Origin of the sequence: Rudaea sp. (genome assembly GCF_047601565.1) — a bacterium.
Taxonomy (GTDB): Bacteria; Pseudomonadota; Gammaproteobacteria; order Xanthomonadales; family Rhodanobacteraceae; genus Rudaea.
Genome location: NZ_JASGIY010000001.1, coordinates 2,212,960 through 2,228,721, shown reverse-complemented (window position 1 = coordinate 2,228,721; position 15,762 = coordinate 2,212,960). Strand labels below are relative to the sequence as shown.

The window sequence follows — 15,762 nt, the reverse complement described above, 5'->3', positions numbered from 1 at the left end:
ACCCTCACCCCAACCCCTCTCCCGGTGGGAGAGGGGCTTGAAGCATCAGAGCCCGAGCAGCATCCTCTGCGGATTCTCGAGCTGGTTCTTGATGTCGACGAGGAACAGCACCGCGTCCTTGCCGTCGATGATGCGGTGGTCGTAGCTGATCGCGACGTACATCATCGGCGCGGCGACGACCTGGCCGTTCTCGACGACGGCGCGCTCCTTGATCGTGTGCATGCCGAGGATGGCGCTCTGCGGAGGATTGACGATCGGCGTGGAGAACAGCGACCCGAACGTGCCGCCGTTGGTGATCGTGAACGTGCCGCCCTGCAGGTCTTCCAGCGTGAGGCCGCCTTCGCGCGCCTTCTTCGCGAAGCCGGCGATCGCCTTCTCGATGTCGGCGAAGCCCATGTCCTGCGCGTCACGCAGCACCGGCGTGACCAGGCCCTTGTCGGTCGACACGGCGACGGAAATGTCCTGGTACGCGTGGTAGACGATGTCGTTGCCGTCGACCGAGGCGTTGACGATCGGGTGGCGCTTGAGCGCTTCCGCCGCGGCCTTGACGAAGAAGCTCATGAAGCCCAGCTTGATGCCGTTGGTCTTCTCGAATGCCTCACCGAGTTCCTTGCGCATCGCGCTGACGCGGGCGAGGTTGATCTCGTTGAACGAGGTCAGCATCGCGATCGAGTTCTTCGACTGCATCAGGCGTTCGGCGATCTTCGCGCGCATGCGCGTCATCGGCACGCGCTCCTCGGCGCGGGCACCGGCGGGCGCGGACGCGGGACGAGCGGTGATGGGCGGCTTCTCGGCCTTGGCGTAGTTGACGAGGTCTTCCTTCGTCACCGCGCCGCCGCGGCCGGTGCCGGCGACTTGCGCGGGATCGAGGTTGTTCTCGGCGGCGACGCGACGCGCGCCCGGCGGGAGTGAATCGAGGTTGCCTGCGGCTGCGGGAGCCGGGGCGGGCGCCGCAGTCGCTTTCGCCGCGGCGGCCGGAGCGGCGGCGACCGGAGCGGGAGCCGCCGCCGCGGCCGCGCCTTCTTCGAGGACGGCGAGCACCTGCTGGCTCGTCACCGTGGCGCCCGTGTCGAACTTGATTTCCTTGAGCACGCCGTCGGCCGGCGCCGGCACTTCGAGCACGACCTTGTCGGTTTCGAGATCGACGAGGTTTTCGTCGCGCTTGACCGCGTCGCCGACCTTCTTGTGCCAGCTCGCGATGGTGGCGTCGGCGACGGATTCGGGCAGTACCGGGACTTTGACTTCGAGCGTCATGTTTTTTCCTAAAGGTTCAAGAGCAATAAAGCATTTTCACCACGGATTACACGGATGAACACGGATAAAGCCGATCAAGCATTTTCTTTCGTTCTTGATCCGTGCCCATCCGTGTAATCCGTGGTCGATTCTTTAGATTTGAAAATAGTCAGTCGGTCGAGTAGTCGTCGCCCGGCGAGTTGACCAGCGCGTCCTCGACGAGCTTGGCCTGCTCGGCGATGTGCGTGTTGAGGTGCCCGCAGGCCGGCGCGGGCGAGCGCACGCGGCCGGCGTAGTGCAGCGTGTGCGCTTCGCCGATGCACGCGGCGAGGTGGTGCTTGATCTGGTACCACGCGCCCTGGTTCTGCGGCTCTTCCTGGCACCAGACGACTTCCTGCACGTTCGGATACTTGGCGAGTTCGGCCTGCACCTCGGGACGCGGGAACGGATAGAGCTGCTCGACGCGCACGATGGCGACGTCGCCGAGCTTGCTCTTCGCCGCTTCCTGGACCAGGTCGTAGTAGACCTTGCCCGAGCAGAACACGACGCGCTTGACCGCCTTCGCGTCCTTCGCGGTCGAATCGGGAATGACGAGCTGGAAGCCGCCGCTGGCGAGATGGTCGAGCGTGGATGTCGCGAGCGGATTGCGCAGCAGCGACTTCGGCGTCATCACCACGAGCGGCTTGCGCACGGTGCGCACCATCTGCCGGCGCAGCAAGTGGAACATCTGCGCAGGCGTGGTCGGCACCACGACTTGCATGTTTTCGAGCGCGCAGAGCTGCAAATAGCGCTCCAGGCGCGCCGAGGAGTGTTCGGGCCCCTGGCCTTCGTAGCCGTGCGGCAGCAGCAGGACGAGGCCGGAGTAACGCTGCCACTTCGCCTCGCCCGAGGAAATGAACTGGTCGACGACGACCTGCGCGCCGTTGGCGAAATCGCCGAACTGCGCTTCCCAGAGCACGAGCGTGCGCGGCTCGGAAGTGGAATAGCCGTACTCGAACGCCATCACCGCTTCCTCGCTGAGCAGCGAGTCGATCACGTTGACGGTGGCGCCGTCGCGCACCTTGGTGAGCATGGTGATGTCGCGACCGCTGTTCTGGTCGTGCAGCACCGCGTGGCGATGCGCGAATGTGCCGCGGCCGACGTCCTGGCCGACCAGACGCAGGTCGTAGCCGTCGTCGATCAGCGTGGCGTAGGCGAGGTTCTCGGCGAAACCCCAATCCATCGGCTGCGCGCCGGCGGCCATCTTGGTGCGCGCCTCGTAGATCTTGCCGACCTGCGCCTGCAGGGTGAAATCCTTCGGCACGTCGAGTATCTTCGCGTTGAGCGCGGCAAGCCTGTCTTTCGCGACGGCTGTATTCACGGGCTGGTCGAGCGCGGCGTCGAGGTGATGCGACCAATCGATCGCGAACGCGTCCTTGAAGTGCGGATCCAGCGGCGGAATCGGCTGGCCGGCCTCGAGCTTGGCGCGGTAGGTGTCGATCAGTTCCTGCGCGACGGTACCGGCGATCGTGCCTTCGGCTTCGAGCTTCTTCGCGTACAGCTCGCGCGCGGGCGGCCGCGCCTTGATGATCTTGTACATCAGCGGCTGCGTGGCCGACGGCTCGTCGGCCTCGTTGTGGCCGTGGCGGCGGTAGCAGACGAGGTCGATGACGACGTCGCGATGGAACTTCGCGCGGTAGTCGAAGGCGAGGCGGGTGGCGAACAGCACCGCTTCCGGATCGTCGCCGTTGACGTGGAACACGGGTGCGTTGACCATCTTGGCGACGTCGGTGCAGTACAGCGTCGAGCGCGTGTCGTGCGGGTTCGACGTGGTGAAGCCGACCTGGTTGTTGACGACGATGTGGATCGTGCCGCCGACGCCGAAGCCGCGCGTCTGCGACATGTTGAACAGCTCCATGTTGACGCCCTGCCCCGCGAATGCCGAGTCGCCGTGAATCAGCACCGGCAGCACCTGGTCGCAATCGACGTCGCTGCGGTGCGTCTGGCGTGCGCGCACGGAACCGGCGACGACCGGGTTGACGATCTCCAGATGCGAAGGGTTGAACGCGAGCACGACGTGCACGGTCTTGTCGCCGCTCTTGACGTCGGCGGAGAAGCCCAGGTGGTACTTCACGTCGCCCGAATGCGCGGGATTGTCGTCGTGGTCGAACTTCTGCTCGAACTCGTCGAACAGTTTCTGTGGCGGCTTGCCGAGGATGTTGACGAGCACGTTGAGGCGGCCGCGGTGGGCCATGCCGATGACGAGGTCCTTGACGCCCGTCGCCGCGCCGCGCTTGACCAGTTCGGCGACCATCGGGATCAGGCTGTCGCCGCCCTCGAGCGAGAAGCGCTTCTGGCCGACGTACTTGGTGTGCAGGTAGCGTTCGAGGCCGTCCGCCTGGACGAGATGCTCGAGCAGCTTCTTCTTTTCGTCCGCGCTCAGGCCGTAGTCGCCGCCCGCGCTTTCGAACTGCTGGTGCACCCAGCGCCGCTCGTCGGCGTCGCGGATATGCATGAACTCCGCGCCGATGCTGCCGGCATAGGTTTTCTTCAGGCGCTCGATCAGTTCGCCGAGCTTGAGCTTGGGCGGTCCGCCGAGGAAGCCCGTGTTGAACTCGGTGTTCATGTCCACCGCGCCGAGGCCGTGCCAGGCGGGGTCGAGGTCGGGCGCGCCCGGGCGCGGCAGCAGACCGATTTCCTCGAGGTCCGCGGCCGGGTAGGTGCCTTCCATGTTGAGCGGATCGAGCTTGGCGGCGAGATGGCCGCGCGAGCGGTAGGCGGTGACCAGGCGCGACACGCCGGTCTGTTTCTGGCTGACCGCGTCGGTCAACGGGCCTGCGGCAAGCAGTACCGCGCGGCCGTTGATCTTCTGGGCCTGCTCGATGCGCACGACCGCGTCGCCGTGCGGCTGGTCGCCGGCCTCGCGGCCCTTGAACGTGTCGAAGTATTTCTTCCACTCGGGCGCGACCGAGGAGGGGTCGCGCAGATAGTTGTCGTACAAATCCTCGATGAAGGCGGCGTTGCCGCCGGAAAGTGGCGAGGATTCGGAGAAGTCCTTGAGGAGATTGGCGCTCACGCGGTCACACCGGGGGTTGGGGGCGGGCGCGACGGTACCCTTTGACACCGGCCAGGCAGGCAGCCGTTCGCGGGCCGCGAATTATACGCTAGGTGCAGCGAATGGACATTAATTCCCTGACAGATTCGACGCGGATCCGGGCCGGCTCTTCACACCGCGCCGGCATGGGTTCTGGACAGAGTTGCCGGCGCATGTGCCGATGGGCAATCCTACATTCGAGGAATTCGCGCCGTAGGCCTCGAAAGCCGTGGCGGGAAAACCGGGATTCGCCATGCGCAAGTCCATCCGTGCAATAGGCGCATTCTACCGGCATACGCCCGATCAGGCGTGCGCAATCGCGCATGCCTCCGTTACAATACGCGCATACGAAAACGACGCGACGTCGCGCCCAGGCGCGGCCGGACGAGGCGCGAACGAGGACATGCGGGTACTGGTCAGCAACGACGACGGCGTGGAAGCACCGGGTATCGCGGTGCTTGCGCGCACCTTGACCGTTGCCGGAGAGGTGATCGTCGTCGCGCCCGACCGCGACCGTTCCGGCGCGAGCAATTCGCTCACGCTCGATGCGCCGATCCGCGTCGCCCGGCTCGAGGAGAATCGCTACCGCGTCGCCGGCACGCCGACCGACTGCGTGCATCTGGCGCTGTGCGGTATGCTCGACAAAGACCCGGACATCGTCGTCTCCGGCATCAACAATTCGGCCAATCTCGGCGACGACGTGATCTATTCGGGCACGGTCTCCGCGGCGATGGAAGGGCGTTTCCTCGGCCTGCCGGCGATCGCGGTGTCGCTGGTCACCGGCGAAAACACCGGCCATCACTACGCCAGCGCGGCGCAGGCGGCGCTGGCGATCATGCAGCGGCTCGCGGTCGATCCGCTGCCGGCCGACACCATTCTCAACGTCAACGTCCCCGATCGGCCATGGCACGAGTTGCGCGGCTTCGCGGTGACGCGCCTCGGCAAGCGCCACCGCTCGGCGCCGTGCATCCGCCAGGTCGATCCGCGCGGGCGGCCGCTGTGGTGGATCGGCCCCGCCGGCGAGGTCGACGACGACGGCCCGGGCACCGATTTCCACGCCGTGCGCGAGGGCTGCATCTCGATCACGCCGATCCACGTCGACCTGACGCGCTTCCAGGCGCTCGAAAAAGTGTCGAGCTGGGTCAATTCGCTGTCGCTGGAACTGGACCCGGCCGCGTGACGATGACGCAGCGCTTTACGCCCGAAGCGCGCGGTCTGGGCATGACCAGCCAGCGCGCGCGCGACCGCCTGATCGAACGCCTCAAGGCGCAGGGCATCGCCGACCGGCGCGTGCTGGACGTGATGCGCAGCCTGCCGCGCCACCTGTTCGTCGAGGAAGCATTGGCCTCGCGCGCCTACGAGGACACCGCGCTGCCGATCGGCCAGGCGCAGACGATCTCGCAGCCCTACGTCGTCGCGCGCATGACGAGCGCGCTGATCGAGCACGCGTTGCCGAAGAAGGCGCTCGAGGTCGGCACGGGTTCGGGCTATCAGGCCGCGGTGCTCGCCGCGTTGGTCGAGAACGTCTACACGGTCGAGCGCATCGACGAACTACTGCGCAACGCGCGCCGACGTTTCCGCAAGCTCGGCATCGACAACATCCGCTCGAAACACGCCGACGGCAAACTCGGCTGGGCCGAGCATGCGCCGTACGACGCGATCATCCTCACCGCGGCCGACGACGCACTGCGGGAGGAATTGTTCGACCAGCTTGCGCCCGACGGCGTGCTCGTGGCTCCCGTCGGCAAGCCGGGCGTGCAAAAACTGTTGCGTTACCGGCTCGTCGAGAAGGAAGCGGGCGCGATGTGGGTGGGCGAATCGCTCGGCGACGTCAGCTTCGTGCCATTGCTCGGCGGGTTGGTGTGAGAGCCGGGATTGGAGATTCGGGATTCGGCAAGGCAGATGGTCGTGGCTTTTCCGATTCCCGAATCTCGAACCCCGAATCCCTGGATTCCCTTGAACCTGTTCAAACCGATCTACGAAAAGGCCCTCGTCTGGGCCAGGCATCCGCTCGCCGAGCGCTATCTGATGGGCATCAGCTTCGTCGAGGCGTTCATTTTTCCGCTGATGCCCGAAATCATGCTCGCGCCGATGACGCTGGCCAAGCCGGAGCGCTGGGCGCGCTATGCGAGCCTGAGCCTGCTGTTTTCCACGATCGGCTCGATCATCGGCTACATGATGGGCCACTACGGTTTCGAACTCGCGCGGCCGCTGCTCGACGACCTCGGCTGGCTGGCGCCGATCGAAGGCTACATCGCCAGGCTGCGCGGCCTCGGCGGCTGGGACGTGTTCTGGTTGCTGGTCGGCGGCGGCTTCCTGCCGATCCCGATGAAGATCATCGCCTGGTCGTCGGGCGTGGTCGGCGTGCCGATCTGGGCTTTCGTCGCCGCGATGATCGTCGGCCGCGGCAAGCGCGTCTACCTGCTCTGCGGCGCGATCCGCCTAGGCGGCGAAAAAGCCGAGCAAACCGTGCATAAATGGATCGAGTGGATAGGCTGGATATTGGTTGCCTTGGTCGTCGCGGCTGTGGTGTATTTCAAATTCCTGCACAAGTAGGCGGCGCACGGCGCGCGTTTCCTCCATGCCAACGATGAAGGCGTTCTTCGACCAGCTCCGCTCCTTCGGCGCGTTCGCGCTGCTCGCGGCCGGCGCGATCTGGCTCGCCGGCTGCGTGTCCGATCCGGCCGACGACGAGGACCGCTCGTTCGACGAATCGCCCTCGCTGCAATCGCCGCCCCCGCAACGCGCAAAGACGCCGCCGCCCGACAGCAGCTACCGTGTCGTCAAGGGCGATACGCTGTATTCGATCGCGTTCAAGCGCGGCCTCGACTACCGCGACGTCGCCGCGTGGAACGGCATCGCCGCGCCGCAGTACAAGATCCTGATCGGGCAGGAAATCCGCCTCGGTCGGCCGGGTACGCCGAGCGCAGCGATGCAGACGCATCCCGCGGCCGCGGCGACGAATGCAGCGGGGCCGACTCAACCCGCTGCGCCTGCTTTCGCCGACACGCCTCCGGCCACGGTGGCGGCAACGCCGAAAAACACCGGCATGTTCGAAGACGTGCCGAACGAGCCCACGCCATCGGCCGCAACGCAGCCGGAACCGGTCGCAGCCGCAGCATCAGCACCAGCACCGTCGTCGCCGGCCGCCGCGCCACCGCCGGCAAGCGCTCCCGACGTCGTGGCGCCGCCGGCGAAGCCCGCCGCGAAGCCTGCGCCGCCGGCACCAACATCCGTCAACGAATCGGCGACGGCCAATGTCGCCGGCATCGCCTGGCGCTGGCCGAGCGGCGGCAAGGTGATCGGCACCTACGTCGCGGGCGACCAGACCCGGCAGGGCGTCGACATCGCCGGCTCCGCCGGCGATCCCGTGCAGGCCGCGGCCGACGGCGAAGTGGTCTACAGCGGCAACGGCCTGCTCGGCTACGGCGAACTGATCATCGTCAAGCACAACGCGAAATTTCTTTCCGCCTACGGCCACAACCGAAGGCGCCTCGTCGCCGAGGGCGACAAGGTGCGCGCCGGCCAGCAAATCGCCGAAATGGGCTCGAGCAGCGCCAGCCGCGACGAACTGCACTTCGAGATCCGCAAGGACGGCAAGCCGGTCAATCCGCTCGATTACCTGCCGGCGCGCTGAACGGGCACGGCGGCGGCCGCGGCATGCGACGTCCTTCGAGCGGAATCCCCAGCGGCGTCAGTTCAAGTTTTCGATCAGCTTGTTGAGCCGCTTCGGCGACACCGGCTCGGCAGTCTTGAGTTCCTGCGCGAACAGCGAGACGCGTAGTTCCTCGATCAACCAGCGCAGCTCGTCGAGCAATGAAGGGTCGACGTCGCCGCTGGCGCGATGCTTGAGGTATTCGCGCCAGTAGCCGCGTACGGTGAGCATGCGCGCCTGGTCGCGGGTGGCGTCCTGGCGCAGGCGCTCGGCGCGCAGGCGCATCGCCTTGAGATAACGCGGAAAATGCAGCAAACGGGATTTGTGTACTTTTTGCACGAAGCCCGGATGGACGAGCGCGCCCAGCTGTTCGCGCAGATCGTCGTAGTTGGCCTTGGCGTAGCCGATCAGCGGCGGTTCGAGCCACGGCGTGAATTCCGCGTAGGCGCCGAGCACATCCTCGACGAGCTTGAGCCATTCGACCGCGGTCGCGAACAGCTTGCCGCCGATCTCGGCCTCGACATGACGAAAGGCGGTGCGCTGGCGCAGGCCGAGGTCCTGCGCATCGAGCAGTTCGTTGAGCGCGGCCTCGACGATGTCCTCGCGCAGTTCGTCGACGCTGGCGATGCCGGCGTATTTCAATGCCAGCCTGCGCTCGATCGGCAACTGCCTTCGCGCCTGCTTGATCTTCTCCTGCAGCGCCCTGCGCAGCAAGCGGCGCACGCCGAGGAGATGCGCCTCGTGCGCCTCGTCGGCGCGCTCGAACACGCGCAGGGCGACGCTGGCGCCGAGATCGATAAGCGCCGGCCACGCGACGAGATTGCCCGCGCTGACGATGCGCTCGGGAATGTCCTCGAAATCGAACTCGGCCACTTCCTCGCGCGCGAGCTCGACATCGGCGCGGCGGGAGAATGCCGCGTTCGCGGCACCGCCCCAGGCATCGCGGATCGCTTCGACGTCGCGTCCTTCGGCCAGGGTCTTGCCGTGCTCGTCGTAGACGCGGAAGCGCATCGTGAAATGCGCCGGCGATTCGATGCCGGCGAAATCGCCTGCGTCAACCTCGACGCCGGTCACGCGCTTGAGGTATGCCGCGAGCGCATCGAGCAGCGGTGCATCGCGCGGCGGCTCCGCCTCGGCGAAGGCGCGCGCGAAATCCGGCGCGGGCACGAAGTTGCGCCGCAATGCTTTCGGCAACCCCCGAATCAGCTCGGCGAGCTTGTCGGGCAACAGGCCCGGCACCAGCCATTCGCAACGCCTCGAAGGTACGGCGTTGACGAAGGCAAGCGGCACCTGCAGCGTCACGCCATCCGCGGGATCGCCGGGAACGAAACGATAGTCGAGTTTGAGCTTGTAGCCGGCGCAATCGAGATGCGTCGGGAAATCGCTCGCGCGCAGTCCCGGCGCGCTTGCCAGCACATCGTCGAGCGACCAGCGCAACGCCGCCTGTTCCGCCGCGGAGGCGTGGCGATACCAGGCGTCGAACGCCGCCGCCGTGCTGATTTCCCCGGGGATTTTCCCGCGCAGAAACGCAACCCGTTCCTCCTCGTCGCGCACGAGTCCGCTGCGCCGTTGTTTCGCTTCGATCTCGTGCGCCTGCTCAAGTACGCGCGCGTTGGCGCGCACGCAATCGACGCGGCAATCGATATCGCAGCGCGCCAGCGCTTCGCGCAGGAAGACTTCATGCGCCTCCGTCGGGTTTTGCGCGCCGAACTGCACGCTGCGCTTTTCGACCAGAGTCAGGCCGAATAGCGTCACCTGCTCGAACGCGAGCACCGCGCCGCGCTTGCGCGACCAGTGCGGCTCGCGCCACGCGCGCTTGACCAGATGCGCGGCCTGCCGCTCGATCCACTCGGGCGCGACTTCGGCGTTGAGCATCGCGTAGACTTTTTGCAAATCCAGAATCTGCCCGGACAACAGCCAGCGCGGCGGTTTCTTCGCCAGCGCCGAGCCCGGGAATATCTGGTAGCGCCGTTCGCGCGTGCCACGGTACTGGTGCTTCTCGTCCCTCAACGCGACCTGCGTCGGCCATCCGCTGAGCAGGCTGCAATGCACGGCTTCGTAGTTCGCGGCGCCCGCTTTCTGCAATTCGGATTCGGCGGCGCCGGGGTTCGCTTGCCACACGTTTTTCGCTCGCGGCTTTTCGGGTGTTTTCTCGCGAGTCTCCGATACCGGCTCTTGCATCAGCAACAATTGGCGGTGCAATTCGCGCCACTCACGCATGCGCAGATACGAAAGGAAGCGCGCACTGCACCAGTCGCGCAGTTTCGACTGCGTGAGGTCTTCGTGCGCGAGCGCATGCGCCTGCCAGAGATTGAGCACGCCGATGAAATCGGACTTCGCATCGACGAACTGCGCGTGTGCGGCATCGGCCGCCTGCCGGGCATCGGGCGGCCGCTCGCGCGGGTCCTGGATCGACAGGAACGCGACAAGGATCAGCAACTCGCGCGATACGCCGAGCCGCTGCGCCTCCACCAGCATGCGCGCGAGCGCCACGTCGATCGGCAACGCCGACATGCGCCGGCCGATATCGGTGAGACGCTTTTCTTCGTCCACCGCGCCCAGCTCCCCCAAGCGCCGCCAGCCGTCGCCGATCGCGCGCGGATTCGGCGCTTCGACGAACGGAAAATGCTCCACTTCGCCGAGCTTGAGGCTGATCATGCGCAGGATCACGCCGGCCAGCGAGGAACGCAGGATTTCCGGATCGGAATACTTCGGCCGCGCGTTAAAGTCGTCCTCGCCGTACAAACGTATGCAAACGCCGGGGCCGACGCGGCCGCAGCGTCCCTTGCGCTGTTCGGCCGCGGCCTGCGAGATGGGCTCGATATGCAGGCGTTCGAGCTGGTTGCGCGGCGAATAGCGCTTGACACGCGCGGTGCCCGTATCGACCACATAGCGGATGCGCGGCACGGTCAGCGAGGTTTCGGCGACGTTCGTCGCAAGTACTATGCGTCTTTGCGGGCCGGGCTTGAACACGCGGTCCTGCTCGGCCGCGGACAGGCGCGCGTACAACGCGAGCACTTCGGTCGCGCGATAGTTGCGCCGCGTCAGCGCGAGATGCGTGTCGCGGATCTCGCGCTCGCCCGACAGGAAGATCAGCGCGTCGCCACGCGGGTCCTCGCGCGTGATCTCGTCGACGGCGGCGACGATCTGCGAAATGGGGTCAGAGTCATTTTTCGACTCAACATGCGAGCCCGACGAATCCGCATCCGAAAAATGACTCTGACCCCTGGGACGCCAGCGCACCTCGACCGGATAGCTGCGTCCCTCGACCTCGACCACCGGCACGTTGCCGAAATGTGCAGCGAAGCGCGCAGTGTCGATCGTCGCCGAAGTCACGATTACTTTCAGGTCGCGCCGGCGCGCGAGCAGGCGCTTGAGATAGCCGAGCAGGAAATCGATGTTGAGGCTGCGCTCGTGCGCCTCGTCGACGATGATCGTGTCGTAAGCGTTGAGCCACGGATCGCCCTGCGTCTCCGCGAGCAGGATGCCGTCGGTCATGAACTTGATCAGCGTGCGCTCGCCGGCCTGTTCGGCGAAACGCACCTGGTAGCCGACGAGGCCGCCGAGCTCGGTGCCGAGTTCGCTCACGACGCGTCGCGCCACACTGCGGGCGGCGACCCGCCTGGGTTGTGTACAGCCGATCAGCCCGGCGCGGCCGCGGCCGGCGGCGAGGCAAAGCTTCGGCAGTTGCGTGCTCTTCCCCGAGCCCGTTTCGCCGGCAAGCACGATCACTGGATGCTTGCGGATCAGCGCGACGATCTCGTCTGCGCGCGCCGCGATCGGCAGCGACTCGTCGATACGGATCGCGGGCACGCTGGCCTCGCGTGCGGCATAGCGCGAGCGCGCGTCCGCGATGCGCGTGCGCAGGCGCGCGAGCGCGGCCTCGTCGTCGGCGCGCGAGGCGAGGCGGTCGATCTCACGTGTCAAGGGGCGACGATCGCGCAGCGTCGTCTCGGCCAGCCCGGTGCGCAGCGCGGCGAGCGGGGATTGAGAGGGAATGCGAGGTTTCACGCAGCGGCAGGTCTTGCGGGAAGCGATAGATGCAGCCTATCGAATGGATCGCAACAATCGACTTCAATGCGAAATACGCCCGTATTATAGTGGCCGGGCACTCACAAAAGGAGTTTTCCGATGGCCAAGAATAAGCAGAACCCGACCCGCATCGACGTCGCGCCGAAGCTGCGCGAGAAGATGATCGCGCTGCTCAATGCGCAGCTCGCCGACACGCTCGACCTGTACACCCAGGTCAAACAGGCGCACTGGAACGTGAAGGGCCCCTATTTCATCGCGCTGCACGAACTGTTCGACGATCTCGCCGAGCAGCTCGAGGAGCCGGTCGACGACATCGCCGAACGCGTCACCGCGCTGGGCGGCGTGGCGATGGGCACCGCGCGCATCGCTTCCAAGACGTCGCGCATCGCCGAACTGCCGCACGACAGCTACGACGGCATGAAGATGGTCGCGCTGCTCGCCGACCGCTTCGCCCAACTCGCCAAGTCCACGCGCGTGGCGATTGACACGGCCGACGACGCGGGCGACGCCGATACGGCCGACCTGTTCACCGGCATCTCGCGCGGGCTCGACAAGTCGCTGTGGTTCCTCGAGGCGCACCTGCAATAGAACGCGGCGGGAGCGCCGGAGCCGGGAACAAAACGAGGAATCGTTCTTTGCTTATGCCTTTTCCTCGTGGCCCCGGCGCCCTCCCCGCCCTTCTTTATTGCTTCCGGCAATATGGGTTTGCCGCATAATAGCCGGATGCCCAATCCCACCCACCTGCAGCGGCTCGAAGCCGAAAGCATCGACATCCTGCGCGAAGCCGTCGCCGAGTCCGAGCGGCCGGTCATGCTGTATTCGATCGGCAAGGATTCGTCGGTGATGCTGCATCTGGCGCGCAAGGCGTTTTATCCGAGTCGGCCGCCGTTCCCGCTGCTGCATGTCGACACGACCTGGAAGTTCCGCGACATGTACGCGATGCGCGAGCGCATGGCCCGCGAGTCGGGCATGGAACTGATCGTCCACAAGAATCCCGAGGCCGAAGCGCTCGGCATCAATCCGTTCGACCACGGCTCGGCCAAGCATACCGACATGTGGAAGACGCAGGGCCTCAAGCAGGCGCTCGACCTCCACCGTTTCGATCTCGCCTTTGGCGGCGCGCGCCGCGACGAGGAGAAATCGCGCGCCAAGGAGCGCGTGTTCTCGTTCCGCTCCGCGCAGCACCAGTGGGATCCGAAGAACCAGCGTCCCGAGCTCTGGCGCCTCTACAACACGCGCAAGAATCCCGGCGAGTCGATCCGCGTGTTCCCGCTGTCGAACTGGACCGAGCTCGACATCTGGCAGTACATCTATGTTGAAGACATCCCGATCGTGCCGCTCTATCTCGCCGCCGAGCGGCCCGTGGTCGAGCGCGACGGTATGCTGATCATGGTCGACGACGAGCGCTTTCCGCTCGCGCCCGGCGAAACGCCGCAACGGCGCAGCGTGCGCTTCCGCACGCTCGGCTGCTATCCGCTCTCGGGCGCGATCGAGTCGACCGCGGACACGCTGCCGGCGATCATCCGCGAAATGCTGCTGGCGACGACGACCGAACGCCAGGGGCGCCTGATCGACCACGATTCGGCGGCGTCGATGGAGAAGAAGAAGGCGGAGGGGTATTTCTGATGAATACTATGCTTCCGCTTCCCTTCTCCCGCCGGGTCGAAGTCGGCGACAGCCGACTGAGGGTGAGACAAGGATGTCGAGCGGGGCAGGCGCCCGAAGGGCGGATGAGGGTAGAGCGCCGCCAGGTTGGAGCGACAGTTCAAGCATGCAAGGCTCTTCCCTCGCCCGTCGCGCTTCGCGCGCCGACCTCTCCCGGTGGGAGAGGTGATCCTCGATGAACACCGCCGTCCAGACCGCCGACCGCCAACTGATCGAGACCGACATCGAGCAATACCTGCGCGCGCACGAAAACAAGTCGCTGCTGCGCTTCATCACCTGCGGCAGCGTCGACGACGGCAAGAGCACGCTGATCGGTCGCATGCTGTACGAGGCCAAGGCGCTGCTCGACGACCAGCTTTCCGCGCTCGAAGCCGATTCCAAACGCGTGGGCACGCAGGGCGACGGCCTCGATTTCGCCCTGCTCGTCGACGGGCTTTCGGCCGAGCGCGAACAGGGCATCACGATCGACGTCGCCTACCGCTTCTTCAGCACGGACAAGCGCAAGTTCATCGTCGCCGACACGCCGGGACACGAGCAGTACACGCGCAACATGATCACCGGCGCCTCGACCGCCGATCTCGCCGTGATCCTGATCGACGCGCGCAAGGGCGTGCTCACGCAGACGCGCCGGCACAGCTACCTGGTGTCGCTGGTCGGCATCAAGCACGTCGTGCTCGCGGTCAACAAGCTCGATCTGGTCGGCTACGACGAACACGTTTTCAACGAGATCGACCGCGAATACCGCGCCTTCGTCGAGCGCCTCGACGGCAGCATCGAGCGCGTCACGAGCATTCCGCTCGCGGCGCTGCGCGGCGACAATATCGCCGAGGCGAGCGCGAACACGCCGTGGTACCGGGGTCCGAACCTGCTCGAATTCCTCGAAGAAGTACAAATTTCCACTTCTTCCAAAAATTCCCCGTTTCGCATGCCGGCGCAGTGGGTCAATCGCCCGAATCTCGACTTCCGCGGCTTCAGCGGGCGCATTCTCGGCGGTTCGGTCAGGCCGGGCGACGCGGTCCGCGTGCTGCCCTCGGGCAGAACCTCGACCGTCGCGCGCATCGTCGGCCTCGACGGCGACAGGGCCGAAGCGATCGGCAGCGAATCGGTCACGCTCACGCTCGCCGACGAGATCGACATCAGCCGCGGCGACGTGATCTGCTCGGCGCAGGACCCCGCTGGCCTCGCCGACCAGTTCGAGGCGACGATCGCCTGGCTCGACGAGACGCCGATGCTGCCGGGACGTTCCTACCTCGTGAAGATCGGCGCGAGCACGGTCGGCGGGTCGATCTCGAAACCGAAATACGTGGTCGAGGTGAACACGCTCGACCACCTCGTCGCGAAGACGCTCAACGTCAACGAAGTCGGCGTGTGCACGCTCACGCTCGACCGCGCCGTCGCGTTCGATGCCTACGCGGACAACCGCGACATGGGCAGCTTCATCGTCATCGACCGATTGACGAACCACACCATCGCCGCGGGCACGATCCACTTCGCGCTGCGCCGCTCCCAGAACATCCACTGGCAGGCGCTCGAGGTCGACAAGGCGGCGCGCGCGCGCCTCAACGGGCACAAGCCCTGCGTGCTCTGGTTCACCGGCCTGTCGGGCAGCGGCAAGTCGACGATCGCGAACCTGGTCGAGCGCAAGCTGCACGCGCTCGGCGTGCGCAGCTACCTGCTCGACGGCGACAACGTGCGCCACGGCCTCAACAAGGACCTCGGCTTCACCGCCGCCGACCGCATCGAGAACATCCGCCGCATCGGCGAGGTGGCGAAGCTGATGGTCGACGCCGGCCTGGTTGTGCTCACCGCATTCATCTCGCCGTTCCGCTCCGAGCGCAAGCTCGCGCGCGGCATGGTTGGCGACGGCGAGTTCGTCGAAATCTTCGTCGACACGCCGCTCGCCGTGGTCGAACAGCGCGACCCGAAGGGCCTGTACAAGAAGGCACGACGCGGCGAATTGAAGAACTTCACCGGCATCGATTCGCCCTACGAGGCGCCCGAATCGCCCGAGTTGACCGTGCAGACGCAAAGCATCGCGGCGGAAGACGCGGCGGAACGAATCGTCGCGTTCCTGCGCGCGAACGGCATGCTCGCGCACGCCTGA

General features: G+C 66.1%; 10 protein-coding genes. 7 read left to right on the top strand and 3 right to left on the bottom strand.

The genetic code is table 11. The annotated features are described in order from the left end of the window. Positions 1–45: 45 nt before the first annotated feature. Together sucB and QM741_RS09735 are read right to left on the bottom strand one after the other, a co-directional pair. Positions 46–1,254, bottom strand: coding sequence for a dihydrolipoyllysine-residue succinyltransferase (gene sucB / locus QM741_RS09740; RefSeq protein WP_415207516.1), 1,209 nt, complete (start codon positions 1,252–1,254; stop codon positions 46–48). Between the two features lie 148 nt (positions 1,255–1,402). Next, complete coding sequence (locus tag QM741_RS09735; RefSeq protein ID WP_415207515.1) at positions 1,403–4,288, bottom strand: 2-oxoglutarate dehydrogenase E1 component; 2,886 nt, start codon at positions 4,286–4,288, stop codon at positions 1,403–1,405. Between the two features lie 421 nt (positions 4,289–4,709). Between QM741_RS09735 and surE the strand changes: the two genes are divergently transcribed. From surE to QM741_RS09715, 4 genes are all read left to right on the top strand, one after another. Further along, positions 4,710–5,486, top strand: coding sequence for a 5'/3'-nucleotidase SurE (gene surE / locus QM741_RS09730; protein ID WP_415207514.1), 777 nt, complete (start codon positions 4,710–4,712; stop codon positions 5,484–5,486). 2 nt (positions 5,487–5,488) lie between these two features. Further along, a complete protein-coding gene (locus QM741_RS09725) occupies positions 5,489–6,172 on the top strand; it encodes a protein-L-isoaspartate(D-aspartate) O-methyltransferase (RefSeq protein ID WP_415207513.1) in 684 nt (227 codons plus the stop codon). Positions 6,173–6,262: 90 nt separating this feature from the next. Then, a complete protein-coding gene (locus QM741_RS09720) occupies positions 6,263–6,862 on the top strand; it encodes a YqaA family protein (protein ID WP_415207512.1) in 600 nt (199 codons plus the stop codon). A gap of 25 nt (positions 6,863–6,887) precedes the next feature. Beyond that, positions 6,888–7,943, top strand: coding sequence for a peptidoglycan DD-metalloendopeptidase family protein (locus QM741_RS09715; protein ID WP_415207511.1), 1,056 nt, complete (start codon positions 6,888–6,890; stop codon positions 7,941–7,943). 57 nt (positions 7,944–8,000) lie between these two features. On the opposite strand, the gene hrpA is transcribed toward QM741_RS09715, so the two are convergent. Beyond that, positions 8,001–11,921: an ATP-dependent RNA helicase HrpA gene (gene hrpA / locus QM741_RS09710; protein WP_415209102.1), complete on the bottom strand. Its 3,921-nt coding sequence runs from the start codon at positions 11,919–11,921 to the stop codon at positions 8,001–8,003. 171 nt (positions 11,922–12,092) lie between these two features. Here hrpA and dps point away from each other — a divergent pair, with 171 nt between their 5' ends. From dps to cysN, 3 genes are all read left to right on the top strand, one after another. Further along, positions 12,093–12,581 carry a DNA starvation/stationary phase protection protein Dps gene (gene dps / locus QM741_RS09705; protein ID WP_415207510.1) on the top strand — a complete coding sequence of 163 codons (489 nt, stop codon included), beginning with the start codon at positions 12,093–12,095 and terminating at the stop codon, positions 12,579–12,581. A gap of 135 nt (positions 12,582–12,716) precedes the next feature. Then, positions 12,717–13,619 carry a sulfate adenylyltransferase subunit CysD gene (gene cysD, locus QM741_RS09700; protein WP_415207509.1) on the top strand — a complete coding sequence of 301 codons (903 nt, stop codon included), beginning with the start codon at positions 12,717–12,719 and terminating at the stop codon, positions 13,617–13,619. A 214-nt stretch (positions 13,620–13,833) separates the two neighbouring features. Beyond that, entirely contained in the window at positions 13,834–15,762 is a 1,929-nt protein-coding gene (cysN, locus tag QM741_RS09695; RefSeq protein WP_415207508.1) for a sulfate adenylyltransferase subunit CysN, read from the top strand.

Bases quoted from the DNA above. Each gene is read 5' to 3' on its own strand.
- cysD (WP_415207509.1), top strand. From the start codon at position 12,717: ATGCCCAATCCCACCCACCTGCAGCGGCTCGAAGCCGAAAGCATCGAC.
- cysN (WP_415207508.1), top strand. From the start codon at position 13,834: ATGAACACCGCCGTCCAGACCGCCGACCGCCAACTGATCGAGACCGAC.
- surE (WP_415207514.1), top strand. From the start codon at position 4,710: ATGCGGGTACTGGTCAGCAACGACGACGGCGTGGAAGCACCGGGTATC.
- dps (WP_415207510.1), top strand. From the start codon at position 12,093: ATGGCCAAGAATAAGCAGAACCCGACCCGCATCGACGTCGCGCCGAAG.
- QM741_RS09725 (WP_415207513.1), top strand. From the start codon at position 5,489: ATGACGCAGCGCTTTACGCCCGAAGCGCGCGGTCTGGGCATGACCAGC.
- QM741_RS09715 (WP_415207511.1), top strand. From the start codon at position 6,888: ATGCCAACGATGAAGGCGTTCTTCGACCAGCTCCGCTCCTTCGGCGCG.
- sucB (WP_415207516.1), bottom strand. From the start codon at position 1,254: ATGACGCTCGAAGTCAAAGTCCCGGTACTGCCCGAATCCGTCGCCGAC.